A 25,371-nucleotide genomic window follows, 5' to 3' on the forward strand; every position below is an offset into this window, starting at 1 on the left:
GGAGGAACGGAGAGGTGGTGGAACGCATGGTCACCGAAGTCGGGAAGTACTACCTGGGAGTGGATCTCGGGTCCACCACCGCCAAGTCGGTGATCGTCGACGAGCGCGGCGCGATCGTCGGCTCGAACGTCGTCCAGATGGGCGCCGTGAGCAAAGAGGGCATGCGGCGCTCCGTCGAAGGTGCGCTCCTGGCGGCGGGGCTGGTCCGGGACGACATCAGCGGCACCATCGGCACCGGGTACGGCCGCCGCCTGGTGCCCGGCGTCGATCGGACCTTCACCGAGATCACCTGTCATGCGCGAGGTGTCGCGGCCATGTGCCCGGGTGTGGCGCTGGTGATCGACGTCGGCGGGCAGGACAGCAAGGTGATCGCCGTGGACGACGAGGGCCTGGTCGACAACTTCGCCATGAACGACCGGTGCGCCAGCGGCACCGGACGCTTCTTCGAGGTGCTCGCCCGAGCCATCGAGGTCGATGTCGACGACCTGGGCGCCCTCGCCCTGCGCGGGACCAGGGATCTCGAGGTCAGCAGCATGTGCGCGACATTCGCCGAGACCGAACTGGTCTCGCTGCTGGCCGAGGGTGCCGAACCCGCCGACATCGCCGCATCCGTGCACCGGGCGGTGGCTGCCCGGACGCTGGGCATGGTCGCCCAGGTGGGCAAGCGATCCCCGGTGGTCATGACCGGTGGGGTCGCGAAGAACGCGGCAGCGGTGAAGTTCCTCGCCGACCTGCTCGGTACCGATGTCCGGGTGCCGGCCGACCCCCAGGTGACCGGCGCCTACGGCGCCGCCCTGCTCGCCCTGGAGACCTACGGAGCGAACGGGTCGGAACCCGGGTCGGACGTCGAGTTCCCGGTGCGCGCCGCACCGGGCTGTGCCACCTGCGCCTTGGTGAACGGCGGATCGACGTCGACGCCGGGTGCGCACGATGCCGGCGCACACGCCGCTGCGGCGACCCCACTGCGGCTCACCATCCATTCACACCGCTGACCGAGAAACACTGATCGGAAGAAGATGTCGGTGCGTCCAGCACCCGGGTCATCGGGATTCGTCGCACTTCTGCAACGCACGACCGCACCACCACCGCAGCTCGACCGGAACACAGGCGCCGCCGCAATACAGCACCGCGAAGACATCACCGAGCAGGTACCGCGGACGACGGAGTGGTCGTCCGCACCGCCCACGGTGGGTCCACTGCCGGATCCACCGCCCGTCATCGATCAGGAGCCAGCCATGCCCACTGACGTCGCATCCGCCGGTCGTCCCGCCCGTAGGACCAGTCCGAAACGCGCGGCCACCGCGGCCTTCTTCGGGTCGGTGATCGAGTACTACGACCTGGTCGCCTACGGCACCGCCGCCGCGCTGGTGTTCGGTGATCTGTTCTTCAAGGGCGTGACCTCCCATGTCGCGCTGGTGCTGTCCTTCGCGACGTTCGCCGCCGGGTACGTCGCCCGACCGTTGGGCGGCCTGCTGTTCGGTTACATCGGGGACAAGATCGGCCGTCGCACCTCGGTGTTGCTGACCATCGCGTTGATGGGCGGGGCCACCGTGCTGATGGGCCTGCTGCCGACGTACTCGTCGGTCGGCGCCCTTGCGCCGATCCTGCTGGTGCTGCTGAGGATCTGCCAGGGGCTGGCGGTCGGCGGCGAGCTCGGTGGCGCCGTGCTGATCTCGGTGGAGCACGCCCCGGCCCACCGACGCGGATTCTTCGGGAGTTTCTCCACCGCGGGCGCCCAGGCCGGCACGCTGCTGGCCACCGCCGTCTTCTCCCTGGTGACACTGATGCCCTCCGACGACTTCTCGTCCTGGGGCTGGCGCCTGCCGTTCCTGGGCAGTGCCGTGATCGTGCTGGTGGGGATCCTGATCCGCTACGGGCTGGAGGAGACGCCGGACTTCGAGGAGTCGAAGGCATCCGGCCGGGTGCGGGCGCCGCTGCGCGAGGCCTTCACCAAGCACCCCGGCAAGATCGTGGCGATTACCCTCGTGATGGCCGGGATGATGTCGATCTGGTACGTCATCACCGTCTACAGCCTGTCCTACGCGACCGGTTCCGCAGGGATCGGCAAGACCTCGATGCTGTGGATCATCGCCGCCGCGAACCTGGCGATCGTGGTGATGAACCCGGTCTGGGGCGCACTCTCGGACCGCGTCGGGCGCAGCAAACTGATCACGGTGGGTCTGCTGCTCGAGGGTGCCCTGCTGTTCCTGTACTTCACGGCCGTCGACAGCGGCAGCGTCGGCTTCGTGCTCGTCGCGATGCTGCTGGTGGCCGGCGTCGGTCATGCCATGGTGAACGGCATCTTCCCGGCCTTCATCGCCGAGAGCCTGCCGACCGAGGTGCGCTACACCGCCGGCTCGTTCGGCATGCAGATGGCCGGGTTGATCGCCGGCTTCGCCCCGCTGGTCGCTGTGTCGCTGGAGAAGTCCCCGCTCGGCGTGTTCACCATCGCCATCGCCTGCTTCGCCTTCTGCCTGCTCGGTGGGGCCGCCGCCAGTACGGTGCTGCGGGACCGTCGGCGCACCGGCGCACCCACCGAGGACCCGCAGTCGGTCCTCGCCGGCTGACCGGGTAGCAATCCCCGGGCGCACCCGGCCCCCTCCGGCCGGGTGCGCCCGGGGAGTCCCTGCCGTACGAGATCCACTGTGCGGGAGAGGAAGTCGGTCACGGGCCACCGATCCTGCCGGATGGTGGTAGGCATCCGGCACTGCTAGAATCAAATAGCGAATGGTTTGACCAAAGCGGCTTTGCCGGGAGCCGTGCACGTCCGGCGACCGAGCCGCGCCACCGCACCGTTCGCGACGATCAACGACGCACGTCCCCAAGGAGTTCTCGTGAGTACACCCGATCTTCCCCCGCCGCCGGTCGCCGCGGACGGATTCGACCTGGCCGGGCGCGGAGTCGTGATCACCGGAGGCACCTCGGGTGTCGGCCTGGCCACCGCGATCGCGTTCGCCCGGGCCGGCGTGCGTCGTCCGGTGCTGGTCGGCCGGAACCAGGAGCGTGGCAAGGATGCGGTGCGCGCAGTCGTCGCAGCGGTGCCCGATGCGGACCCGCAGTTCCTCGCGGCGGATGCCAACGATCCGGTGATGGTGGAGGACGCCGCCGCCACCGCCGTCGGACTGCTCGGCCGGGTGGACGTACTGGTCAACTCCACCGTCGCCCCGTACCAGCCCACGCTGCTGCACCACATCCCGCTCGCCGACGTCGCAACGATCCTGACCCAGCAGGCACTCGGGCCGTTGATGATGAGCCGGGCGCTGCTGCCCCACATGCAGCAGAGCGGCGGCGGATCGATCATCAACATCGCTTCGGACGCGGCGCGGGTGCCGACACCGGGGGAGACCGTGCTGGGCGCGGCGATGGCCGCCATCGTCACCTTCTCCCGGACACTGGCCGTCGAGGGGAAGCGGAACGGGGTGCGGGTCAACGTCATCACCCCGTCGTTGATCGTCAACACCGGTTCCTACGACCGGGCGATGAGCCTGGAGTTCAGCAAGAAGATCTTCGACAAGATCGTGTCGCAGGCACATCTGGGACTGACCGAACCGGAGGACCTGGCGAACACCGTGCTGTTCCTGGCTTCCGATCTGTCCCGCCGGATCACCGGTCAGGTGATCAGCATCAACGGAGGGATCTCGGTCGCCTGATCCGGCGTCCGGGTCCCGCCCAGGAGAGGGAGCTCTGCCATGACGGTTCCTGCGGTGGCGAGGCCGGCGATCGACCGGCCGGATTCCCGCCACCTGTTCCGACTTCGCCTGCGCAGTGCCGACGACATCGGCGATCTCGAGATGTACCGCCCGGAGCAGCTGCGCCCGGGCAACACCATCCATGCCTGCATCGCGGAGGCCGCCGCCGATCGGCCCGGGAAACCGGCGATGATCGTCGTCGAACCGCCCGACCTGCTGACCCCGCACCGCGAGGTCAGCTACCTCGAGGTGGTCGAGGGCATCGAACGGTCCGCCTGCCTGTTCCGGTACGCGGCGGGGGACGCCGCGCCGGTTGTGGCGCTCATGCTGCCGATGGTGCCGGAGGGGCTGATCGCCACCTGGGGGGCGCAGACGGCGGGGATCGCCGTGCCGCTGAACCCGTTCCTCGAGCACTCCGCGTTGGTCCGGATGCTCGACGCCACCTCGGCCACCGCGCTGGTCACCGACCGGCGGATCCTGGAGCAGAAGGTCCCGGGCGGGGTGCCCGCGCTCCTGGACCGGGTGGCTTCGCTCCGCGAGGTGTTCCTGCTGGACGACGAGGACCCTGCACTGGACCTGCGCAGCAGATGGGACGAATTCGCCGACCGTTTCCGGGATCTTGCCGTCGACGAGGACCCGCTGCGCGACTCGATGCTGATGCCGACCGGCGGCACCACCGGCACCCCGAAGATGGTGCGGATGTGCCAGGGGCACCAGCTGTCCATCGCGTGGAACGTGGGCGCCCTGATGGGCAACGAGAGCGACGGCGTGGTCGGCCACGGCATGCCGAACTTCCACTGCGGGGGCACGATCTCGCTGGGACTCCGGGCGCTGGTCACCGGACAGACGCTGCTGACGCTGACCTCGGTCGGGTTCCGGTCGCGCGAGGTGATCGAGCACTTCTGGGAGATCGCCGGCCGGTACGGGATGACCTCGCTGCTGGCCACCCCGACCACCGCCCAGGCGCTGCTCGCCGCCACCGGTACGCCGGCGCCCGGACACCGGCTGACCGATTTCCATGTGGGTGGCAGCACGGTGCCGATGGACCTGGTGCGTGCGTTCCACGACCGGTTCGGGGTCTGGCTGCGCGAGAACTGGGGGGCCACTGAGTTCCACGGCACGACCACCGGTCATCCCAACGACGGCCGGCAGCCGGTGGTCGGTTCGGTCGGCCGCCCGCTGCCGCACAGCCCGGCCCGGGTGGTGGAACTGCATCCGGACGGGTCCTGGGCCAGGGACTGCGCGCCCGGCGAGCGCGGGGTCCTGCTGATCGGCGGCCCGAGCGTCACGGCCGGGTACCTCCCCGAGTCGCTGAACGCGGACTTCCATGTGAGCGGCGTTCCGGAGCCCGGGAAATGGGGCAACACCGGGGATCTCGGCATGATCGACGACGACGGCTACGTATGGGTGTTCGGCCGGGCGAAGGACCTGATCATCCGGGGCGGGCACAACATCGATCCCAAGGAGATCGAGGAGGTGCTCGTCGGGCACCCGGCCGTGCAGTTCGCCGCGGCCATCGGGCGCCCGGACCGGGCGAAGGGCGAGCTGCCGGTGGCCTACGTGCAGTTGCGGGCAGCCGCCGGCGCGACACCGGAGGAGCTCAAGGCCTTCTGCCGGGAACGGGTGCAGGAACAGGCCGCCGCGCCGGTGCATGTGCATGTGATCGAGCTGATGCCGCTGACACCGGTCGGGAAGGTGTCCAAACCCGCGCTGCGCAACCTCGCGCTGGAGGCGGAGGTGCGGAGCGTGCTGGACGAGCTGCTGCCGGGGGTGGCCGCGGAGATCGTCATCGACGACGCCGCGCGCCGGACCGCCCGGGTCCGTCTCGCCGCCGGCGCGGACCCCACCGGGGTGCGCCTGGTGGCAGAACGGCTGGGCGGGTACGAATTCGCGTCGGAGGTCTCCGTGGCCGGCGCCCCGGCGTGAGGGCAGGACCGGGTCAGATCGGTGTGGCACTGGGCCTGGTCTACGTCATCTGGGGGTCGGTGTACCTGGCGGTCCGCCTGGTCATCGACGAGACACCCCCGCTGACCGCCATGGGCGCCCGCTTCCTGATCGCCGCGGTGCTGCTCGGCGGATACGTCTGGTGGCGACGGGGATTCCGGTCCTTCCGACTCTCCGGTCGACAGATCGCCGGGGTCATCCTCATGGGTCTGTGCCTGCTGGCCATCGGCAACGGTCTGACCTCTCTGGGGCAGCAGCACGGGGTGTCCTCGGGCGGCGCGGCCCTGCTGGTGGCCAGCGCGCCGCTCTGGATCGCGCTGCTGCGCACGGCATCCGGTGACCGGCCGCCGTGGCTCGGTCTGCTGGGGGTGCTGGTCGGGTTCGGCGGACTGGTGGTGCTGGTGCTCGGCGGCGGCGCCGGGGTGGGGCCACTGCCGGCGCTGGGCGTCGGTGTCATGCTCGTCTCGGCCTTCTGCTGGTCCCTGGGCTCGTGGATCCGGCCGCGGGTCCCGCTGCCCGCCGACCCGTTGGTCGGTGCGACCTACCAACTGGCCGTGGCGGGGGTGACGCTGGCGACCGCCGGCCTGGTGTCCGGCGAGCCGTTCGATCCGCACCTGTCGGTCCGCGGCTGGGGAGCGATGGCCTACCTGGTGGTGGTGGTCTCCATCGTCGGCTTCTCGGCCTACACCTGGCTGCTGCAGCACGCACCGGTGTCCGTGGTGTCGACGCACGCGTACGTCAACCCGGTGGTGGCGGTGCTGCTCGGGGCCGTGGTGCTGCACGAGCCGGTCACGGCGGCGGTGCTGGTCGGGGGCGGGGTGGTGGTACTGGCCGTGGTGCTGGTCATCGGCGCCGAGCAGCGCGCGCGGCGTCGGAACAGAAGTCCCGTCGGCCGCAACGGTGGGGACGTCACTCCGGTCGACGACCGCCCGCTTGGCCCCGCGGGACGTGCGGCGGCAGGCGGGGTGCAGCCTGTCGCGGAGCGCTGAAGCCGCCGCCGCCGGGCGCCGTCGGACTGCGGCCACCCCCACTTGGTGGTGGCGAAACACCCCCGATGGGGGATTCCTGTGGGTCAATGTTCAGACCATTGTCGGTGAGAGCGGCGTCACAGACGGACGTCGCCCGCCGGAGCCATGGCGCGCTCCTCGATTCCCTCCGAAGAGGTAGGCAGTGACAAAGACGTCCCGCGCAGTGATGTCGCTCCTGTTGATCGCCGGTCTCGCAGCCGGCTGCGGCACCCCCTCGACCGGCGATGCCGCCACGACCACGGGAGTGGCGTCGGCCGGCGGAAGCTCCGCCGCACCGTCGGCCGACGGCCCCATCAAGATCGCGGTGATCGGCCCGAGCAGTGGCGCCCTGGCCCAGTTCGGCGCCGACGCGGTCGACGCCTGGCAGTTCGCGGTCGACGAGGTCAACTCCTCCGGCGGGCTGCTGGGCCGCCAGGTCGAGCTGGTCAAGAAGGACACCGACGGTGCCGCGGCGACGACGCTGCGCGAGGCGAAGGCGGCCGTCACCCAGGACGGAGCTTCCTTCATCGGCGCTGTCATGACCTCCACCGAACACGGTGCGCTGAACGCACAGCTCGACACCCTCGGCGCCCTGTCGATCAACTCGCTCGGCAAGGACGACGGCCTGTCCGGGAAGGACTGCAACGACAACGCGTTCCGGGTCGTGCAGTCGACCACCATGGACGTCAACGCGATGGCCGCCGCGATCGACAAGATCCCGGGTGAGAAGTGGGCCATCCAGGCCGTCGACTACTCCACCGGCCACACCTCGGCCGAGGTGTTCAAGGCAGCGGCGGCGAAGGCCGGCAAGGAGGTGGTGCTCGAGCAGTACGCCCCGCTCAACACCACGGACTTCGGCACCTACATCACCAAGATCCAGGACTCCGGCGCCGACGCGCTGCTCGCCGTCGAGTACGGCGCGGACGGTGTCGCGTTCGTCAACCAGGCGGCACAGTTCGGTCTGCCGGCCCAGTTGAAGTCGGTGCTGGGCTTCAACATGGTCTCCCAGCCGCTCTTCCCGGCGCTGGGTGACAAGGTGCTCGGCTTCTTCAACAACGTCGGGTACGACCCGAGCCTGGACAACGAGCTGAACAAGAAGTTCGTCGAGGCGTGGAAGGCCGCCCACGACGGTGCCGAGCCCTACTACGTGCAGGCCGACAACTACCTGGGCGCGCAGCTGCTGTTCGAGGCGATCAAGAAGGCCGGCAGCACCGACGTCGACGCCGTCCGCACCGCCATGGAGGGCCTGACCTTCGACAGCATCGTCGGCTCGGTCGAGATGCGCGCCGGGGACCACCAGCTGATCCGTCCGTCCTACGTCGGGCAGGTCGAGAAGGACAGCGCCGGTGAGCTCGGGTTCACCCTGATCAGCGAGTCGGACGGGGCGGCGATCATGCCCCCGGTCAACACCGAGTGCAAGCTCTGACAGCAGTCCGCCGCCCGGCCGCCGCGGTGACGCGGCGGCCGGGTCCGCACCGGTTCCGTCCCGGCCGACAGACCCTGTCACACAGAGGATCCGGCCGGGGGACGGCACCGATCACAACCGCGCCGCACGCCGGTGGCGGGTGCAGGAGTCGACGATGAACTTCGCCCAGGTGCTCAACGGCATCGCCCTCGGGTCCTTGCTGATGATCCTCAGCTCGGGTCTGTCCATGATCTACGGACTCCGTGGCGTGACCAACTTCGCCCACGGTGCGCTGTACATGTCCGGCGCCTACGTGGCCTACAGCGTCAGCACGAACGTCAGCTTCTGGCTGGCCCTCGTCGTCGCGCCGCTGGTCCTCGCGGTCCTCGGCGCGCTGCTGGAGCTGGTCTTCTTCCGGCGGCTGCAGCACCGCTCGCACATCGAAACCGGGCTGGTCACCTTCGGGATCGCCATGGTGATCGAACGGGTCATCGTGCTGATCTGGGGAGAGCGGACGCTCGGGGTGAGTGCCCCGGCCGGTCTGGACGGCTCGACCAGCGTGCTCGGCGTCGGGTACCCCACCTACCGCCTCTTCGTGATCGGCGTCGCGCTGGCGCTGGCCCTGGCGCTCGTGCTCTGGATCAGGCGGAGCGTCACCGGACTGCACATCCGTGCTGCCAGCACCGATGTCGAGACCGCCGCGATCCTCGGCATCAACGTCGACAAGGTCAGCCTGATCGTGGTGTGCGTCGGCGCGGCCCTGGCCGGGCTCGCCGGAACCCTTGCCGCACCCTATGTCTCGGTCTCGCCCTCGATGGGAGTCTCCATCCTGGTCACCGTCCTCATCGTGGTCGTGATCGGTGGGGCCGGCAGCATCGGCGGCGCGATGGTGGCCGGCATGGGGCTGGGCATCGTGCAGACGGTCGGTGCGATCTGGCTGCCGAGCGTGGCCGTTCTCGTTCCCTATGCGGCGCTGGTCGCCGTGCTGCTCTGGCGACCCGCCGGTCTGGCCGGAAGGAAGGCGTGATGAGCACCCCTGGTTCGATCTCACCCGTGGAGGCCGGCCCCGCCGATGCCCCGACCGTCCCGGGCCCGCCGCGCTACGGCGGGCTGTCCGGAATGGTCGCCCGGCACCTGCGCCCCGCGCCGGCGACCGGGCTGACCCGCCCGCTGGTGCTGCGGGGGGCACTGTTCGCCCTGGTGCTGCTCGGTGCCGGCCTGGCCGTGCCGTACATCGTGCTGGACCGCTTCTGGATCGGCACCCTCTTCGACGGCCTCATCCTGGCCATGCTCGCCCTCTCGATCGGCTTCCTGGCACGGCATCTCGGGCTGATCAGCCTGGGACACACCGCGTTCTTCGGCGGGTCGGCCTACGCACTGGGCATCGCGGTCACCCAATGGGGCTGGAGCCCGCTGCCGGCCGCTCTCTTCGGGGTACTGGCCGGGACGGTGCTGTCGGTGGTGATGGGGCTGCTGGTGGTGCGGGCCTCCGGCATGGGCTTCCTGATGCTCACCCTCGCGCTGGGACAGGCGCTGTACCAGTTCTCGGTGCAGCAGGTCGCCATCCCGTGGACCGGCGCCTACGACGGTCTGCAGATCCCTTTCGAGGGCGACTTCCTCGGCTACACGCCGCGGGAGATGATGGCGGGCGGCGTGTTCTGGCCCGTGGTGTGGATCCCGTTGGTGCTGCTGGCCCTTGTGCTGTGGCTCGTCGGACGGTCCCGTTTCGGCACCGTCATGGAGGGAGTGCGGGAGAACGAGGAGCGGATGCGTTTCTCCGGTTTCAACACCTTCCGGCCGCGGCTGATCGCGTTCGTGCTGTCCGGGTTCGTCGCATCGGTCGCCGGGGTGCTGTTCGCGCTCAACGCCGCCTACGTCTCGCCGGACACCCTGGGATTCCTCAAGGCCGGCGACGCACTGACGGCCGCGATCATCGGCGGGCTGGGATTCCTGGCGGGCCCGCTGGTGGGCGGCATGCTCTACATCGTCGCTCAGTCCGAGTTCAACGCGGGCGGCAATCTGCACCTGTACATGGGCATCGTGCTGATCGTGGTGCTGATGTTCCTGCCCGGCGGCATCGTCGGCATGGTGGTGCGGGGCGCACGCCGGATCCTCCGGCGACGTTCCGGGCCGTCGGCTCCCGACGGACCGGCCGGTCTCGAGGACCGGGCGAAGGACCCCTTCGTCGACGAACCCGCCGCGATCGACCCGCAGGAGGTGGCGCGGTGACCGCCCTCTTCGTCGCCGAGAAGGTGTCCGTGCGCTACGGCGCCGTCAAGGCGCTCACCGACGTGGACGTGGTGCTGGAGCCGGGGGTGGTGCACGGTGTGATCGGCCCGAACGGCGCCGGCAAGTCCACCTTCATCGATGCCCTCTCCGGGCGCACCCGGACCACCTCCGGCAGGGTGCTGCTGGACGGCGTCGAGATCACCCGACGCCCGGTGGGTTGGCGGCGCCACCGTGGCATCTCGCGGTCCTTCCAGCGGACCAGTGTCTTCGGCTCGATGACGGTGCGGGCACAGTTGGAGATGATCGCCCACCGGCACCGGGAGACCGACCTGGACGGGATCGTGACGGCACTCGACCTGGTCCCGGTCCTCGACCGGGTGTGCAGTGAGATCGCCTATGGGACACAGCGTTCCGTCGACCTTGCGATGGCGCTGATCGGCCGTCCCAGGGTCGTCCTACTGGACGAGCCGTGCGCCGGGCTGGTGCAGGACGAGTCGGTGCGGATGCTCGCCCACGTCCGGGACCTCTGCAAGGAGCGGGAGGTCGCAGCGCTGCTGGTGGAGCACGACGTCGACGGGGTGTTCCGCACCTGCGACCGCATCACGGTGCTCGATCTCGGCCGGGTGCTGGCCTCCGGGGATCCCGCCGAGGTGCGGGCCAACGAGGACGTCGTCCGTGCCTACCTGGGGAGTGCCGCGTGAGCCCGGTCCTGGAGTTCCGGTCGGTGTCCGCCGCCTACGCGGGAGCGCAGGTGCTGCAGGACGTCTCGTTCGCGATCGAGCCGGGGGAGACCGTCGGCCTGGTCGGCCGCAACGGCGCCGGCAAGAGCACGGCGCTGCTGTCGGTGTACGGCGTGCCCTCGGTGACCGGTGAGATCCTGGTCGACGGGACACCTCTCGGCCGGCGACGGTACGAGCCCAGCAGCCGCGGGGTCAGCCTGGTGCCGCAGGGCAAGCGCATCTTCGGGCACCTCACGGTCGAGGAGAACATGATGCTCGGCCGGGCATCCCGGCGGAAGGGCCAATGGACCACCGCTCGGCTCTTCGAACTCTTCCCCAACCTCGAGCGTGGCCGCTCCCGGCCCGGCACCGCACTGTCCGGCGGCGAGCAGCAGATGCTGGCCATCGCCCGGGCGCTGATGGCCGAGCCGACCCTGCTGATGCTGGATGAACCCACCGAGGGCCTGGCCCCGGTCATCATCGACCAGCTGGTGACCGCCTTCCGGAAGATCCAGGAGACCGGCACCGCGCTGCTGCTCGTCGAGCAGCACATCGGCATGATCCAGAAGGTCGCCGACCGCTACCTGGCGCTGCGCAAGGGCGAGTTGGTCGGCAGCGGACCGGTGGCCGATCTCGCAAATCGCGAGGTGCAGGAGCTCATCGCCCTGTAGGGCTGTGGACACCGGGTCCCGCCGGTGGGGAAGTCGACACCGGCGCGGACCGCACGATGCGAAGGAGCGGATCGGCGCTGCCATCATCGGTCCCATGAGAACCGGTGGCCCGCTGGCGGGGATGAAGGTCGTCGAACTGGCCGGGTGGGGCCCCGGCCCGTTCTGCTGCATGCTGCTTGCCGACCTGGGTGCCGAGGTGCTGCGCATCGACCGGGCCCACGGGGCGGTGCTCTCCGGCCCCAACGCCGACTTCCGGGTGGAACTCCTGCACCGCGGGCGGCGTTCGGTGGCAGTGGATCTGAAGGACCCGGCCGGGGTCGCGCTGGTGCTGGAGCTGGTGGAACAGGCCGACGTGCTCACCGAGGGCTTCCGCCCGGGTGTCACCGAGCGCATGGGGCTCGGGCCGCAGGTGTGCCTGCAGCGCAACCCGGGACTGGTCTACGGCCGGATGACCGGCTACGGGCAGAGCGGCCCGATGGCCCAGGAGGTGGGGCACGACCTCAACTACGTCGCGATGAGCGGGATGCAGTCGTTGATCGGCCGGCTGGACCAGCCGCCGACCCCACCGCTCAGCCTGGTCGGCGACTTCGGCGGTGGCGGGATGCTGCTGGCAATGGGCGTTCTCGCCGCAATCTTCGAGCGCAGCCGTTCCGGCCGCGGCCAGGTGGTCGACGCCGCGATGGTGGACGGCGCGATGCTGCTGGGCATGCCGTTCTTCGGGTTCTGGCAGACGGGCACCTGGCGTGCCCCACGCGGCGCCAACATCGTCGACAGCGGCGCACCGTTCTACGACAACTACGAGACCGCCGACGGGAAGTGGTTGTCCTGTGCCGCCATCGAGGCACACTTCTACCGTGACCTGGTGATCCTGCTGGAGCTCCCGGAAGGCCTGCCCGACCAGAACGACCGGGCGGCCTGGCCCGCGCTCAAGAAGGTAGTCGCGGATGCGGTGCGCCGGCGCACGCGGGACGAGTGGATGGCCAGAGTCGCCGCACTCGGCCTGCAGCCGTGCGTCTCGCCGGTGCTCGACCTCGACGAGGTGGGGCAGCACGAGCACCATGTGGCGCGGCAGAGCCTGGTGGAGATCGACGGGATCGTGCAGCCCGCGCCGGCGCCGCGCTTCGACCGCACCCCGGCGAGTCCCGGACCGCGGCCGCCCGTTCCGGGTGAGCACACCCGTGAGGCCCTGCTGGACTGGGGTTTCACCGTCGACCGGATCGATACCTGGTTGTCCGACGGCGTCCTGGCGCAGCCGGATCCGGAGGATGTCAACCGCTGAGCGATCGGTGGTGGGTCGGCCTCGTGCACCTTCGATGTGGTGCAGTCCGCAGGCCGACCGGCGCCGATCAGCCCGGCCGGACGATAAGATCGACCTGACTGGCGAAGGCGCCGGAAGGGAGTTGCTGCGATGCAGATCACCTGTGGTACCTGGATTCTCCGATGAACTGGGACTGGTCGGCGGAACAGCTCGGCACCCTCGCCGGATTCCTTCAGGAACGCGGCATCACCTCCGGGCCGGTGACCACCAGGCCGATCGGCGACGGCCACTCGAACCTGACCTACCTGGTGTCCGACGGCGAGCACGACGTGGTGCTGCGGCGCCCGCCGCCGCCCCCAGTCCCTGCGGGCGCGCACGACATGCTCCGCGAGGCACGGCTGATCGGCGCACTCGGGTCCTCCGAGGTGCCCGTCGCCGATCTGCTGGCGGTCGGTCAGGCCGGCGACGTCATCGACGTGCCGTTCTACGTGATGAGCCACGTGCGCGGACCGGTGGTGACCGCCGCGACGCCCCCGCCGCTGGACAGGCCGGACGACCGGCGGCGGATCGGTGAGTCGTTGATCGACACTCTCGCTGCGCTGCACCAGGTGGACTGGGAGCAGGCGGGTCTGGCCGGGCTCGGCCGCCCGGACAACTTCAACGCCCGGCACCTGCGCAGCGTCGGCCGGCTGGTCAACGCCGAGGACGGCACACCGCCGCCGGAGTTCGCCGCGATCGATGCCTGGCTGAAGTCCGCGGTCCCCGCCCAGTCCGGCGCGGCCATCGTGCACAACGACTACCGCATCGGCAATGTCATCCTGGCTCCCGAATCCCCGGGCCGGATAGCGGCGGTACTCGACTGGGAGCTCGCCACCATCGGCGACCCGCTCTTCGACCTCGGCTACTTCCTGTCCTCCTACCCCGAGCCGGGCGAGACCCTCACCCCCACCGGCGAGTTCGGTGTTGCGGTCTTCGAGCCCGGCTATCCCTCGCGGGCCGAGCTCGCCGACCGGTACGCGGCCACCACCGGACGCGACCTGTCCGGGATCGCCTGGTACCAGGCGCTGGCCCTGTGGAAACTGGCCGCGCTCTACGAGTACGGACGGCGGCGTGCCGTCCGCGGGGTCGGTGATCCGTACTACCGCGAGCGGACCAAGGTCGAAGCGTTCCTGGTGGCCGCGCACCAGGTTGCCGGACTCGACGCCCCGGTGGTCCCGGCCGGCGACTGACCTGCCTGGTGCTGCGCCCTGCCGCGCCCGGTGTCCCCGCGCCGGTCCGAGGGGTCGTGCCACGCAGGATCCGGACCGGGAAACGGAGAACCCCGGCACACCACTGCTGTGGGGTGCCGGGGTCGGCCCGGGCTCGCGGACTGCCGGCGGTCAGGTGCCGCGCTGTGCCTTCGCCGCAGCGGAGGCAGCCTTGCTGCGTTCCTTCGCGTCGGCCCAGTCCTGCGCGGACATGCTGTTCAGCCCGGCGAAAGTGCCCGGCCCGGCCAACATCTGACCGCCGTCCATCGCGATGGTCTGACCGGTCAGGTAATCGCAGGCATCCGACAGCAGGAAGATCGTCAGGTTCGCGAGCTCGTCGATCGTGCCCATCCGGCCGGCCGGGACCTGGTCGGCCTGCGTCGCACCCACCGAGCTCTTGTCTGTCGGGTTGAGCATCTCCCAGGCGTAGTCCGTCGGGATCGGTCCGGGGGCCAGCGCGTTGAGCCGGATCCCGTACTTCGCCCATTCCACCGCGAGCGACATCGTCATCGCGTGCACGGCCGCCTTGCCCATCGCCGACGGGACGACGAACGCCGAGCCGGTCCAGACCCAGGTGGTCAGGGTGGAGAGCACCGAGCCGGGCAGGCCTGCGGCGATCCAACGCTTCCCGGCGGCGTGGGTGGTGTGGAAGGAGCCGTCCATCACCGTGGAGGACACCGCCTCGTAGCCGCGGGCACTGAGCGTCTCGGTCGGTGCGATGAAGTTCGCCGCGGCGTTGTTGATCACCGAGGTCAGCGGTCCGTGGGTGGTGAACAGCTCCTCCATCGCGGTATCGACCATCTCCGGCTGTCGCACGTCGACGGTCTGCACGTGCACCGCGCCCGGCACGTCCGCCCCCGCGATCGCCGCGGCCTCCTCCAGCACGGCGGGCCGACGCCCCCACAGATGCACCTGGGCGCCGTGCCCGGCCAGGTGGGCGGCCACACCACGGCCGAGACCGGTGCCGCCGCCGGTGATCAACACCCGCTTCCCGGCCAGGACATCGGGGCGGAACGGGGAAGTGGTCACGTGCAGGTCCTCTCGGGTGCGGTCATCGGAGACCGAGGTTCTTGCTGATGATCTCGCGCTGGATCTCGTTGGTGCCGCCGTAGATCGGGGGAGCCAGGGCGCGGCGCACCTGCTCCTCCATGCCGTACTCGCGGGCGTAGCCGTATCCGCCCATCATCTGCATGGCCTCCAGAGCGGCCTTCTTGGCCACCTCGGTGCACCGCAGTTTCGCCATCGAGCCCTCGGTGGCCAGGTCGTCCTCCTGGCCGGCGTCGATCCGGTCGGCGACGTCGTAGACGAACGAGCGGCAGAAGGTGATGTCGGTGGCCAGGTCGGCGATCCGGTGCCGGATCGCCTGGAAGCTGCCGATGGTGGCGCCGAACTGCTCGCGCTGCTTGACGTAGGCCAGCACGTCGTCCAGCGATCGGGCCGCGGCACCGAGCGACATCGCGGCGATGATCAGCCGCTCGACCGACAATCCCCGCATCAGATGCCGCCAGGCCTGATCGATCTCGCCGACCACCGCGGACTCCGGTAGCTGCACCGAGGTGAAGAAGAGGTCGTTGACGGTGTGCGCCTCCATGGTGGGGATCTCGCGGATCTCCAGACCGGGGGTGTCCCGGGGGACCATGAAGAGGGTGAGGCCACGGTGCTTGCCGCCGGAGGCGTCGGTGCGGGTGAGCAGCAGGATGTTCTCCGCGACATGGGCGGCGCTGCACCAGGTCTTCTGACCGTCGACGACGAAGCGGTCCCCGTCGCGGACCGCCTTGATCTGCACGCCGCCGAGGTCGGAGCCCGCACCGGGTTCGGAGAGCGAGATCGCCTCCAACCGGCCGCCGGCCAGATTGCCGACCACGGTGCGTCGCTGCTCGTCGGTGCCGTACCGGAGGTAGGTCTGCGCGGCCGTGAGGCCCGTGGAGTAGGCCGTGATCGGTGCCAGTCCGCGGGAGGTCTCCTCCAGCAGGATGCACTCCTCGACCATGCCGGCGCCGCCGCCGCCGAACTCGGCGGGCAGGGAGACGCCCAGCCAACCCAGGGCGGCCAGATCGGCCAGCGCCCGCGGGCTGTTCGCCAGGGTGCCGTCGGCGGTCAGCGCGTCCCGCTGCGCCTTGGTCCCGTAGTGCTGTGCGCAGAAGCCGCGCACAGCGCTACGGAACGCCTGCTGCTCGTCGCTGAACCTCATCGAGGGATCAGCTGGTGCGGTAGGCGCCGAAGTTCGGCGGCCGCTTCTCGTTGAAGGCCGTGATGCCCTCGCGGGCCTCCTCGGTCTCGCCGAACAGCTTGAGGCTGGTGTAGGCGAGGTTGCCGAGGGAGACGAACTGCTCGGTGTCGGCGTTCAGGGACTGCTTGAGCACCTTCAGAGCAGTGGGCGAGAGCAGCAGGATCTCGTCGGCCCAGGCCCGCACCTCCTCGCGCAGCTTGTCGGGCGCGACCACCTTGTTGACCAGGCCCCAGTCGTAGGCCTGTGCCGCGGAGTAGCGCCGGCAGAGGAACCAGATCTCCCGCGCGCGCTTCTCGCCGACGACACGGGCCAGGTACCCGGTGCCCAGCCCGGCGTCGAAAGAGCCCACCCGGGGACCGTTCTGACCGAGGATCGCGGTCTCGCTGGCGATCGACAGGTCGCAGATCAGGTGCAGCACGTGACCGCCGCCGACGGCGAAGCCGTTGACCGCGGCGATGACCGGCTTCGGGATGTCCCGCACCACCCGGTGCAGGGACTCGATCTCGAACAGCCCGGAGTCGGACGGGCCGTAGTCGCCGGTCTCCATCCGCTGCTTCTGGTCCCCGCCGGTGCAGAACGCCTTGTCACCGGCACCGGTCAGACAGACGACGCCGACGTCGGGGCTGACCCACGCCTTCTTGAAGCTCTTCACCAGTTCGTCGACGGTCTGCGCCCGGAAGGCGTTGTACCGGTCGGGACGGTTGATGGTGATCGTGGCCAGGCCGTTCTCGACCTCGTAGGTGACGTCGGTGAACAGCGAAACGTCGGTGTTGGCAGCCATGCCGTGCGTCCTTCCGGGGTGGCAGGCATGACGTCGGGAGGCGCCGCGCTGCACCATTTGGTCTGATCGTTCACCCAATCTAGCGCTGTGAACGATCGTTTTCAAGTGGTGGTTCCCGGCTGGTCCCGCCGGTGGTGGGGTGACCGAGACCCGCTGTCCCGGAACGACCTCCGCAGTGCAGGGGACCGCCCTCCGCGGCCTTCCGGCCCGTGTGGCGCCGACCCGACGGCTGTCGGCCGCGCCATCGGGACGGTCGTAGGCTCGCCCCATGACAACACCCGAAGCCGGCGCGGACCCGGTGCTGTGGTCCCCGGCCGGCGACTACCAGGACATCCGGTACGAGCACAGCGCGGATGGGATCGCGAAGATCACCATCAACCGGCCGGAGGTGCGCAACGCGTTCCGGCCGCAGACGTTGATGGAGATCTCCGACGCGCTCGTCGAGGCCCGGGAGAACCCGGAGATCGGCGTGATCGTGCTGACGGGCGAGGGCCCGAATGCCTTCTGCTCCGGCGGTGACCAGCGGGTGCGGGGGGACACCGGGTATCTGACGGAACCCGGCAGCGCCCGGGCGGTGGGCCGGTTCCACGTGACCGACCTGCACATCCAGATCCGGCGCCTGCCCAAGCCGGTGGTGGCGATGGTGGCCGGGTACGCGATCGGGGGCGGCCACGTGTTGCACCTGGTCTGCGATCTCACCATTGCCGCCGACAACGCCCGGTTCGGCCAGGTCGGCCCGAAGGTGGGTTCCTTCGACGGAGGGTTCGGGGCCGGGCTGCTGGCCGAACTGGTCGGGGTCAAGAAGGCCAAGGAGATCTGGTTCCTCTGCCGGCAGTACGACGCCGCGCAGGCGCTCTCGATGGGACTGGTCAACACCGTCGTCCCGCTGGCCGATCTGGAGTCCGAGACGGTGCAGTGGTGCCGGGAGATGCTGCAGATGTCGCCGTTCGCCCTGCGCCTGATGAAGGCCAGCTTCAACGCCGCCGAGGACGGTCTGTCCGGCATCCAGCAGCTCGCCCATGACGCGAACCTGCTCTTCTACTCGACCGAGGAGGCCAAGGAGGGGCGGGAGGCGTTCAAGGCCAAGCGCACCCCGGACTTCGGCCGCTTCCCCCGCCGCCCCTGACCCCGGGATGTCCTGCACCCGGTGGGCGATCACCGGATGCAGGACATCGCCAGAGGTTTCGCCTGGCAATGCCTCGTCAGGCCTTGGGTGGGTCCAGGTAGATGGTCTTGTAGACCTGGTAGGCGGCCAGGCCCTCGGGGCCCATCTCGCGACCGAGCCCGCTGGCCTTGATCCCACCGAACGGCGCGGTCGGGTCGTTGGTGTAGGCGTTGATGCCGATGGTCCCGGACTGCACCCGCCGGGCCACCGCCTCGCCTCGCTCGGGATCGGTGGTCCACACACTGCCGCCGAGGCCGTAGTCGCTCTGGTTCGCGATCGCCACCGCCTCGTCCTCGGTCGAGTAGGGGATCACCGAGAGCACCGGGCCGAAGATCTCCTCCTGGGCGATGGTGGACCCGTTGTCGACATCGGCGAAGATCGTCGGCTCGACGAACCAGCCGCTGTCCAGGCCGGCCGGGCGACCGCCGCCGGTGGTGATCCGGGCACCCTCGGACAGGCCCTTGGCGATGTAACCCTCGACCCGGTCACGTTGGCGCTGCGAGACCAACGGACCCATCTGCGTGGACGGGTCCAGCGGGTCACCCAGCTTCACCGACGAGGCGAGATCGGAGATGGTGTCGACGATCTCGGCGTAGCGGGACCGCGGGGCGAGCACCCGGGAGTTCAGCCAGCAGATCTGCCCGTTGTTGAGCAGGGTGACGCCGAAGAACGCCTCGAGCTGCTGGGACAGGTTGGCGTCGTCGAGCACGATGGCCGCCGACTTGCCACCGAGCTCCAGGGTGACCGGGCGCAGCAGCTGACCGCAGGTCGAGGCGATCGACCGACCGGCGGCGGTGGAGCCGGTGAAGGAGACCTTGTCGACCTTCGGGTGGGAGATCAGGTACGCGCCCAGTTCCCGACCGCCGGGGACGATGTTCAGCACCCCGTCCGGCAGGCCCGCCTCGGCGGCGGCCTCGCCGAGCAGCATGGCGTCCAGCACCGTCTCCGGGGCCGGCTTCAGCACGACGGTGCAGCCGGCGGCCAGCGACGGGCCCAGCTTGAGGAAGCTGATCGCCTGCGGGACGTTCCACGGCACGATCGCCGCCACCACCCCGATGGGCTCCTTGATCACCCGGGAGGCGCCGCCGAGCATCCCCGGCCGGGTCTCCTCCTGCGGCAGGTCCTGCATCATCCGGGCGAAGTAGCGCACCAGCACCGGTGGGAAGCCGCCCTCGAAGGCCTGCGCGAGGGTGATCGGCATGCCGTTCTGGATGCTGACCCGCCGGGAGAACTCCGCGCCGCGCTGCTCCAGCGCGACGGCGAACCGCTCGAGGACCTCGCCGCGGCGTGCCGGGGTCCACCGGGACCAGCCCTGCGGGTCGTCGAACGCCGTCCGGGCCGCGGCCACCGCACGGTCGATGTCGGTCTCGTCGGCCTCGGGGACCGAGCCGAGCCGGTCCCCGGTCAGCGGGGAGTGCACCGCGATGGTGCCGCGGCCGGCCGGAGCGGTGAACGAACCGCCGACGTAGAGCTGGTCGTAGTCGATCGTCATGGGGTGCCTGTCCTGTCAGCTGGTGGTGGGTACGGGATCACCGGTGGGTGAGGACGATCTTGACGGCCTCGCCGCGGGCCTGCCGCTCGACCGCCTCGTTGATCTCGGTGAAAGGTGCCGTCGTGATCAGCTTCTCGATCGGGAAGCGGCCCGAACGGTGCAGTTCCAGCAACTCCGGGATGAACACGTCCGGATCGCTGTCGCCCTCGACGATGCCCACCACGGTGAGCCCGATCATCTGCGCCTGGATGAGGCCGACGGGCAGGGCCGCGGTCGGGTCGGACGGCACCCCGATGATCCCGACCTTGCCGCGCTGGGCGAGTGACTGCACCGCGGCCTCCAGCACCGTGACCAGCCCGGTGGTGTCGATGGCGTGGTCGACGCCTTCCGGCAGGATCGCCCGGACCTGCTCCGGCAGCGGGCCGTCGGCCGGGTCCAGGGCGTGGGTGGCGCCGAGTTCGAGGGCCAGCGCGCGGCGGGCCTCGTGCGGCTCCAGCACCAGGATGGTGGACAGCCCGCGGGCGGCCGCGGCCATCACCGCGGACAGGCCGACCGACCCGCCGCCGAGCACCAGGATCGAGGACCCGGGCGGGCAGTCCAACGAGTTCAGCACCGCGCCCGCCCCGGTCTGGATGCCACACCCCAAGGGGCCCAGGATCTCCAGCGGTGCGTCGTCCGGCACCTTGACCACGTTGCGTTCGTGGGCGAGGGCGTGGGTGCCGAAGGAGGACTGGCCGAAGAACTCCGAGCCGAGCGAGGTGTCGCCCGCGTGCAGCGTCGCACGACCGTCCGGCCGGGCCCCGCCGAAGTTCAGCGGCATGAACTGCAGGCAATAGGCGGGTGCGCCGGTCTTGCACTGGGTGCACTGCCCGCAGCTGTGGAAGCTGAGCACGACGTTGTCGCCGGGTGCGACCTTCGTGACCGCGGAGCCGACCCGGAGGACGGTCCCGCTGCCTTCGTGCCCGAAGACCCCGGGCAGCGGGAACGGGAGATGGCCGTCCTTGGCGGCGAGGTCGGTGTGGCAGAGGCCGACGCCGGCGATCTCCAGGAGAACCTCGTCGGGGTCGGGTGCGTCCAGGGTGACGGTGCGAAGGTGGAAGGGGCCGCCGACCTCGTCGACGACGGCTGCGGTGATGTCCATGGTGCTCCTCGTTGAACTGGGTGGATCGATGGGCCACCGCCGGGGTTCATTCGACTCCGGACGCCGGCGTCCGGCGCGGTCACGGTGGGAACCGCGGATGTGGGGATCGACAGGTGGTGATCAGCCGTTGGTGTCGGGGACAACGACCCGCACCGCCGGGCAGCCGGCCCCGACGATCAACTGACAGGACAGCCGGGAGTTCGGTTGCGCGCCCTCGGCGAACTCCAGCAGGTCGCGTTCCTCGTCGCTCGGTGCGTCGAACCGGCCGGAGTCGCCCTCGTCCAGGAACACGTGGCAGGTGGCGCACGAACAGCTGCCGCCGCACTCGGCCACGATCCCGGGCAGGTTGTTCCGGACGGATCCGTCCATCACACTCTGTCCGGCCGGAACGTCGATCTCGTGGACCGAGCCGTCGGACAGCTCGTAGATCACGGTGGGCACGAAGCCTCCTCGGAGGTCAGGACCGCGTCCTGCACCCGGACCGAGAGGTCGGCGAGCAGTGCGGGGTCGATGCGGCTGCCGGCCGCGATGAACTTCTTCGCGGCCATGAAGTCGGCAGGGGCGTTGGCGGTCTCGGCGGCGGTGACCACCCCGCCGACGTGGTGGTAGAGGGCGAAGCGGCCTTCGTCCGGGGACCCGCGCAGCACCACTGCGGTCCCGGGGACCACCACCCCGGCGATCTTGATCTTCAGGTCGTTCTGGTCGGACCAGAACCAGGGCACCTCCGGCGCCGGCGCCGCGGTGCCGAGGACGACCGAGCACGCCTGCCGCGCCTGCTCGGTCCCGCTCGGAATGCTCTCCAGGCGGCGCAACCCGTCCAGCCCGAGGACCGGGCGCCGGGTCACGTCACCGATCGCGAGCACCTTCGGGTCGCTGGTACGCGCGCACTCGTCGACCAGCACCCCCTGCTCGCAGCCCAGGCCGGCGGCGACCGCGAGCTCGTCGGCCGGGACCGCGCCGACACCGACGAGCACTGCGTCGCAGGCGATCTCACTGCCGTCACCGAGCCGGACCGCGCGCACCCGGCCGGCCTCACCCACGAACCCGGCAACGTCCGCCCGGGTCACGACACGGGTCCCGGCGCGGGAGTGGTACCGGGCCAGGATCTCCGACAGACGGTCGCTCGCCACCCGGGCCAGCAATCGCGACTCCCGCTCCAGGACGGTGACCTCGGTTCCGGCCGATCTCGCGACCGCGGCGACCTCGAGACCGATGTACCCGCCACCGATGATGACCAGGTGGCCGCTGCCGGCGCCGGCGAGCCGGCGGAGCTCCCGGGCGTGCGACAGCGTGCGCAACCCGATCACGCCGTCGAGATCCGCCCCCGGTACCGGTAACTCGCGCGGCCGCGCCCCGGTGGCGAGCACCAGGTGGTCGTAGTCGAGACTCCCGCCTCCGGCCAGCTCCACCCGGTGCCGGCGCCGGTCGATGGCGGTCGCCGTCGTGCCGAGCCGGAGGTCGATCCGCTGTTCGGGCCAGAACTCCGCCGGTCGCAGCCACTGCTCCAGGGCGGCGTCGGTGAACTTCTTCGACAGCGGCGGCCGGTGGTACGGCGGGTCGGTCTCCGCGGACAGCACGGTGATCTCGCCGTCGTACCCGCCCTGCCGCAGCAGACCCGCCAGGGCCGCGCCGGCGTGCCCGCCGCCGACCACCACGACGCGGCCCGTGGTCACCGCAGCACCAGCTGCACCGGCAGTTTCCGGAGCCCGCCGACGAAGTTCGTCTGCACGACCTTGCGCGGCCCGGTGGTCGAGACACTCGCGATCCGCGGGATCAGCTCCTCGAGCATGATCCGGAGCTCGAGCTTGGCCAGGTGCTGGCCGATGCACATGTGCGGGCCGTAGCCGAAAGCGATGTGCTTGTTCGGGCGCCGGGTCAGGTCGAACGCGTCCGGGTCGGCGAAGACGTCGGGGTCCCGGTTCGCCGACTGGTAGAGCAACATGAACCGGTCACCTTCGTGGATCTCCTGTCCGCGCAGCGTGTAGTTCGTGGTGGCACGGCGGGTGAACTGCTTCACCGGTGACGCCCACCGCAGTCCTTCGTTCACCAGATCCGGTATCAGGGCGCGGTTCTCCTGCACCTTCGCCAACTGATCCGGGTTCTCGGCGAGTGCCTCGATGAGGCCGGCCATGGTGCTGGAGGTGGTGTCGTGGCCGGCGGTGGCGATGGCGATGAACCAGCCGTAGGCGAACGTCTTGCGGAAGTACTCGCCGTCGGCGTCCTTCGCGACGGCGATCACCGTGGCCAGGTCGTCCCGCGGGGCCGCGCGACGGTCCTCGACCAGGGCGTCGAAGTAGGCGTAGAAGTCCTGGATCGCCGCCGACCACTGCTGGGCGGCGGCCTCGGGGGTGAGCGGCTCGACGTCCGCCCGTTGGGTGTCCGGGTCGGCCGTTCCGAAGAAGTCCTGGGTCAGCGCCATCATCCTGGGCTCGTCCGACTCCGGGACGCCGAACAGCGTCATGATGACGTGCAGGGGGTAGTAGACGGCGAAATCCTGCACGAAGTCGATGTCGTTGGCGCCTTCGACGAGGTACTTGTCGATGGCTTCCCGTGCCAGGGACCGGATCTGGTCCTCCCACTTCTTGAGGTTCGCCGGCCGGAACCAGTCGGCGGCGATGTCCTTGACCGCCGTGTGCTCCGGTGGGTCGAGATAGGTGAGGGTGTCCAGGATCCGCAGGCTGCCGCCGGTCAGTGACTGGGTGAACGCGTCGCCCGCCTGGTTCTGCAGGATGGGGTTGTGCGAGCCCGGCTCGTCGCCGCCACCGCTGGTGAAGATGTGCGGCTGGCGCTCGATCTCCATGATGTCGGCGTGCTTGGTCACCAGGAAGACGGGGTCGTAGCCCTCGACCTGCACCTTGGCCAGCGGTGCGTTCTCCCGCAACCAGCGGTAGGCCTCGAACAGCGGACCGTCCTCCCGGTGGCCCTCGGGAAGGACGACGGTACGGGCGACGGAGTCGGGAACGCTGATGGTGTCCGGGATCTGGGTGGTGGTCATCGGCCCTCCGGAAGAGGTGGCCGGGGCGGCGGCCCCGGACATCCCGCGGCGGTGCGGGACGTACGGCCATCGTCGGCGTGCCGTGATGTGACCCGCGTCTCCCTGTTGGGGGAGATTTCTGCCCCATCCCCGCGAGCGCGATCAGCCGTCCGTTCCGGACTGCCGGAAGGCGTGGTAGCGCGCGACCGCCTCACCGCGCGAGTTCACCCCGAGCTTGTGGAGGACGTTCTTGACGTGGGTCTTCACCGTGCCGGGAGCGACGTAGAGGGCTTCGGCGAGCTGTGCGCTGGTCCGGCCCTCGGCGAGCAGTCGCAGCACCTCCATCTCCCTGCGGGTGAGGTCCGCCAGTGGTCCGCCGGCCGCGTACACCGGTCCGGGATGACCGCCGGCGTCCTCCGGCAGCGGATCGAGATCAAAACCGCCTGAGGTGATCTCGTCGAGAGAGCGGGACTGCTCGTCCAGCTTGCGCCGGAACCTGGCCAGTCGCTCGCCGACCATCGCCCGCTCCAGGATGCAGCCCAGGCCCTCGCTGAAGAGTTCCAGCACCTCCCGGTCGAACTCGGTCACCCGGTCGCTCACCACGTGCTGGTCGGCGTGCAGGATGCCGACCACCTCGCCGCTCACCACCAGCGGCGCCACGATGTAGACCTCGGTGCCGGCCAGGTCGATGAGATGGTGGTGCACGTTGGGGTTGTGGCGCGCGTCCTTCACCAGCAGTGCGGTGCGGCTGCGGACCACCTCGGTCTCCGGGATCTCCCGGCCGAGTCGGCCGGGGATCGCCTGACCGACCCGCAGCAGCGCGGCCTGGAGCTCCGGGTCGTGGTCGGCGAACGACGACCGGGGTGTCCACGAGCGCCCCGACAACCGCGAGAGCAGGGACCTGTTGTAGCCGAGCCGGCGGATCTCCAGCGGGGTCTGCGCGATCAGGCGGTCGATGGAGTCGATGGCACGCAGTCGTCGCAACGACTCGTGGACCTGGGTGACCGAGGTGGCCCGGCGCTCCGACTCCAGCTCGCGCAACGACGCGCGGACATCGGAGAGTGACACCAGAGCGGCGCCGGCCTCCATCCCGACGACCGGGTCCGGAGGCCGTCGTAGCAGGTCGATGACCGCCTGCTGGGCCGCGTGCACCACGTCGCCGGCGGTTGCCGGCGAGGCCAGTCGGCGGTCGTCGACGATGTCCGGCCGGGCGGTCAGTTGCGCGGCGTGCTCGACGGCCCGGCGGACGCGGGGCAGGAGTTCGTCCACTGTGCTCCTCGTCGAGCCCTGCGGCGGGGTGATGTGGCGGGTGGTGCGCTCAGGCGGGTGGTGCGGTGATCCGGTCGGACGGCGACGACTGCGAGGATCGACATTGTTGGTCAGACCATTCTACCTGGCAACGGGATGGTCGGCGATGTG

The 25,371-nt window shown here is 70.2% G+C and carries 22 protein-coding genes; 13 read left to right on the forward strand and 9 right to left on the reverse strand.

Going from position 1 to position 25,371, the window contains the following annotated elements; translation table 11 throughout:
* Window positions 1-26: 26 nt before the first annotated feature.
* The 12 genes from GIS00_RS00895 (at window position 27) to GIS00_RS00950 (ending at window position 14,151) form a co-directional block, all read left to right on the forward strand.
* Window positions 27-992, forward strand: a complete 966-nt coding sequence (locus GIS00_RS00895) for an acyl-CoA dehydratase activase (RefSeq protein WP_154766555.1) — start codon at window positions 27-29, stop codon at window positions 990-992.
* A gap of 243 nt (window positions 993-1,235) precedes the next feature.
* A complete protein-coding gene (locus GIS00_RS00900; protein WP_154766556.1) occupies window positions 1,236-2,567 on the forward strand; it encodes an MFS transporter in 1,332 nt (443 codons plus the stop codon).
* Window positions 2,568-2,834: 267 nt separating this feature from the next.
* A complete protein-coding gene (locus GIS00_RS00905; RefSeq protein WP_322097314.1) occupies window positions 2,835-3,650 on the forward strand; it encodes an SDR family NAD(P)-dependent oxidoreductase in 816 nt (271 codons plus the stop codon).
* Window positions 3,651-3,689: 39 nt separating this feature from the next.
* A complete protein-coding gene (locus tag GIS00_RS00910) occupies window positions 3,690-5,615 on the forward strand; it encodes an AMP-binding protein (RefSeq protein WP_154766557.1) in 1,926 nt (641 codons plus the stop codon).
* Entirely contained in the window at window positions 5,612-6,622 is a 1,011-nt protein-coding gene (locus GIS00_RS00915) for an EamA family transporter (RefSeq protein ID WP_322097316.1), read from the forward strand. Before GIS00_RS00910 ends, GIS00_RS00915 begins: the two co-directional genes overlap by 4 nt.
* A 181-nt stretch (window positions 6,623-6,803) precedes the next feature.
* Window positions 6,804-8,066 (forward strand): ABC transporter substrate-binding protein, encoded by a 1,263-nt coding sequence (locus GIS00_RS00920; RefSeq protein ID WP_154766558.1) that lies wholly within the window; start codon window positions 6,804-6,806, stop codon window positions 8,064-8,066.
* Window positions 8,067-8,220: 154 nt separating this feature from the next.
* Window positions 8,221-9,072 (forward strand): branched-chain amino acid ABC transporter permease, encoded by an 852-nt coding sequence (locus GIS00_RS00925; RefSeq protein ID WP_154766559.1) that lies wholly within the window; start codon window positions 8,221-8,223, stop codon window positions 9,070-9,072.
* The gene (locus tag GIS00_RS00930) at window positions 9,072-10,274 is read left to right on the forward strand and encodes a branched-chain amino acid ABC transporter permease (protein ID WP_154766560.1); all 1,203 of its coding nucleotides are present in this window, start codon (window positions 9,072-9,074) and stop codon (window positions 10,272-10,274) included. The genes GIS00_RS00925 and GIS00_RS00930 overlap by 1 nt, the downstream gene beginning before the upstream one ends.
* The gene (locus GIS00_RS28725; protein WP_322097317.1) at window positions 10,271-10,975 is read left to right on the forward strand and encodes an ABC transporter ATP-binding protein; all 705 of its coding nucleotides are present in this window, start codon (window positions 10,271-10,273) and stop codon (window positions 10,973-10,975) included. The genes GIS00_RS00930 and GIS00_RS28725 overlap by 4 nt, the downstream gene beginning before the upstream one ends.
* The gene (locus tag GIS00_RS00940) at window positions 10,972-11,664 is read left to right on the forward strand and encodes an ABC transporter ATP-binding protein (protein WP_322097318.1); all 693 of its coding nucleotides are present in this window, start codon (window positions 10,972-10,974) and stop codon (window positions 11,662-11,664) included. The genes GIS00_RS28725 and GIS00_RS00940 overlap by 4 nt, the downstream gene beginning before the upstream one ends.
* Window positions 11,665-11,758: 94 nt before the next feature.
* Window positions 11,759-12,943, forward strand: coding sequence for a CaiB/BaiF CoA transferase family protein (locus tag GIS00_RS00945; RefSeq protein ID WP_154766561.1), 1,185 nt, complete (start codon window positions 11,759-11,761; stop codon window positions 12,941-12,943).
* A 161-nt stretch (window positions 12,944-13,104) separates the two neighbouring features.
* On the forward strand, window positions 13,105-14,151 hold the full coding sequence (locus tag GIS00_RS00950; RefSeq protein ID WP_154766562.1) for a phosphotransferase family protein: 1,047 nt from the start codon (window positions 13,105-13,107) through the stop codon (window positions 14,149-14,151).
* Window positions 14,152-14,301: 150 nt separating this feature from the next.
* Here the strand turns inward: GIS00_RS00950 and GIS00_RS00955 are convergent, their stop codons facing one another.
* The 3 genes from GIS00_RS00955 to GIS00_RS00965 are packed head-to-tail and all read right to left on the reverse strand — an operon-like array spanning window position 14,302 to window position 17,180.
* Entirely contained in the window at window positions 14,302-15,198 is an 897-nt protein-coding gene (locus GIS00_RS00955) for an SDR family oxidoreductase (protein WP_322097319.1), read from the reverse strand.
* A gap of 22 nt (window positions 15,199-15,220) precedes the next feature.
* Complete coding sequence (locus GIS00_RS00960; RefSeq protein WP_154766564.1) at window positions 15,221-16,360, reverse strand: acyl-CoA dehydrogenase family protein; 1,140 nt, start codon at window positions 16,358-16,360, stop codon at window positions 15,221-15,223.
* A gap of 7 nt (window positions 16,361-16,367) precedes the next feature.
* Entirely contained in the window at window positions 16,368-17,180 is an 813-nt protein-coding gene (locus tag GIS00_RS00965) for an enoyl-CoA hydratase-related protein (protein ID WP_154766565.1), read from the reverse strand.
* A 268-nt stretch (window positions 17,181-17,448) separates the two neighbouring features.
* Between GIS00_RS00965 and menB the strand changes: the two genes are divergently transcribed.
* The gene (gene menB / locus GIS00_RS00970) at window positions 17,449-18,306 is read left to right on the forward strand and encodes a 1,4-dihydroxy-2-naphthoyl-CoA synthase (RefSeq protein ID WP_154766566.1); all 858 of its coding nucleotides are present in this window, start codon (window positions 17,449-17,451) and stop codon (window positions 18,304-18,306) included.
* Between the two features lie 76 nt (window positions 18,307-18,382).
* Here menB and GIS00_RS00975 read toward each other — a convergent pair whose 3' ends face one another.
* From GIS00_RS00975 to GIS00_RS01000, 6 genes are all read right to left on the reverse strand, one after another.
* On the reverse strand, window positions 18,383-19,837 hold the full coding sequence (locus tag GIS00_RS00975; protein WP_154766567.1) for an aldehyde dehydrogenase: 1,455 nt from the start codon (window positions 19,835-19,837) through the stop codon (window positions 18,383-18,385).
* Between the two features lie 37 nt (window positions 19,838-19,874).
* Window positions 19,875-20,978 carry an NAD(P)-dependent alcohol dehydrogenase gene (locus tag GIS00_RS00980; protein ID WP_154766568.1) on the reverse strand — a complete coding sequence of 368 codons (1,104 nt, stop codon included), beginning with the start codon at window positions 20,976-20,978 and terminating at the stop codon, window positions 19,875-19,877.
* A 120-nt stretch (window positions 20,979-21,098) separates the two neighbouring features.
* Window positions 21,099-21,419, reverse strand: coding sequence for a 2Fe-2S iron-sulfur cluster-binding protein (locus GIS00_RS00985; RefSeq protein WP_322097320.1), 321 nt, complete (start codon window positions 21,417-21,419; stop codon window positions 21,099-21,101).
* Window positions 21,407-22,651 carry an NAD(P)/FAD-dependent oxidoreductase gene (locus GIS00_RS28730; protein WP_322097321.1) on the reverse strand — a complete coding sequence of 415 codons (1,245 nt, stop codon included), beginning with the start codon at window positions 22,649-22,651 and terminating at the stop codon, window positions 21,407-21,409. The genes GIS00_RS00985 and GIS00_RS28730 overlap by 13 nt, the downstream gene beginning before the upstream one ends.
* Window positions 22,648-23,973 carry a cytochrome P450 gene (locus GIS00_RS00995; protein WP_154766569.1) on the reverse strand — a complete coding sequence of 442 codons (1,326 nt, stop codon included), beginning with the start codon at window positions 23,971-23,973 and terminating at the stop codon, window positions 22,648-22,650. Before GIS00_RS00995 ends, GIS00_RS28730 begins: the two co-directional genes overlap by 4 nt.
* Before the next feature lie 141 nt (window positions 23,974-24,114).
* A complete protein-coding gene (locus tag GIS00_RS01000; RefSeq protein ID WP_154766570.1) occupies window positions 24,115-25,221 on the reverse strand; it encodes a helix-turn-helix transcriptional regulator in 1,107 nt (368 codons plus the stop codon).
* Window positions 25,222-25,371: the final 150 nt, after the last annotated feature.

It is taken from the genome of Nakamurella alba, assembly GCF_009707545.1.
Classification (GTDB): Bacteria; Actinomycetota; Actinomycetes; order Mycobacteriales; family Nakamurellaceae; genus Nakamurella; species Nakamurella alba.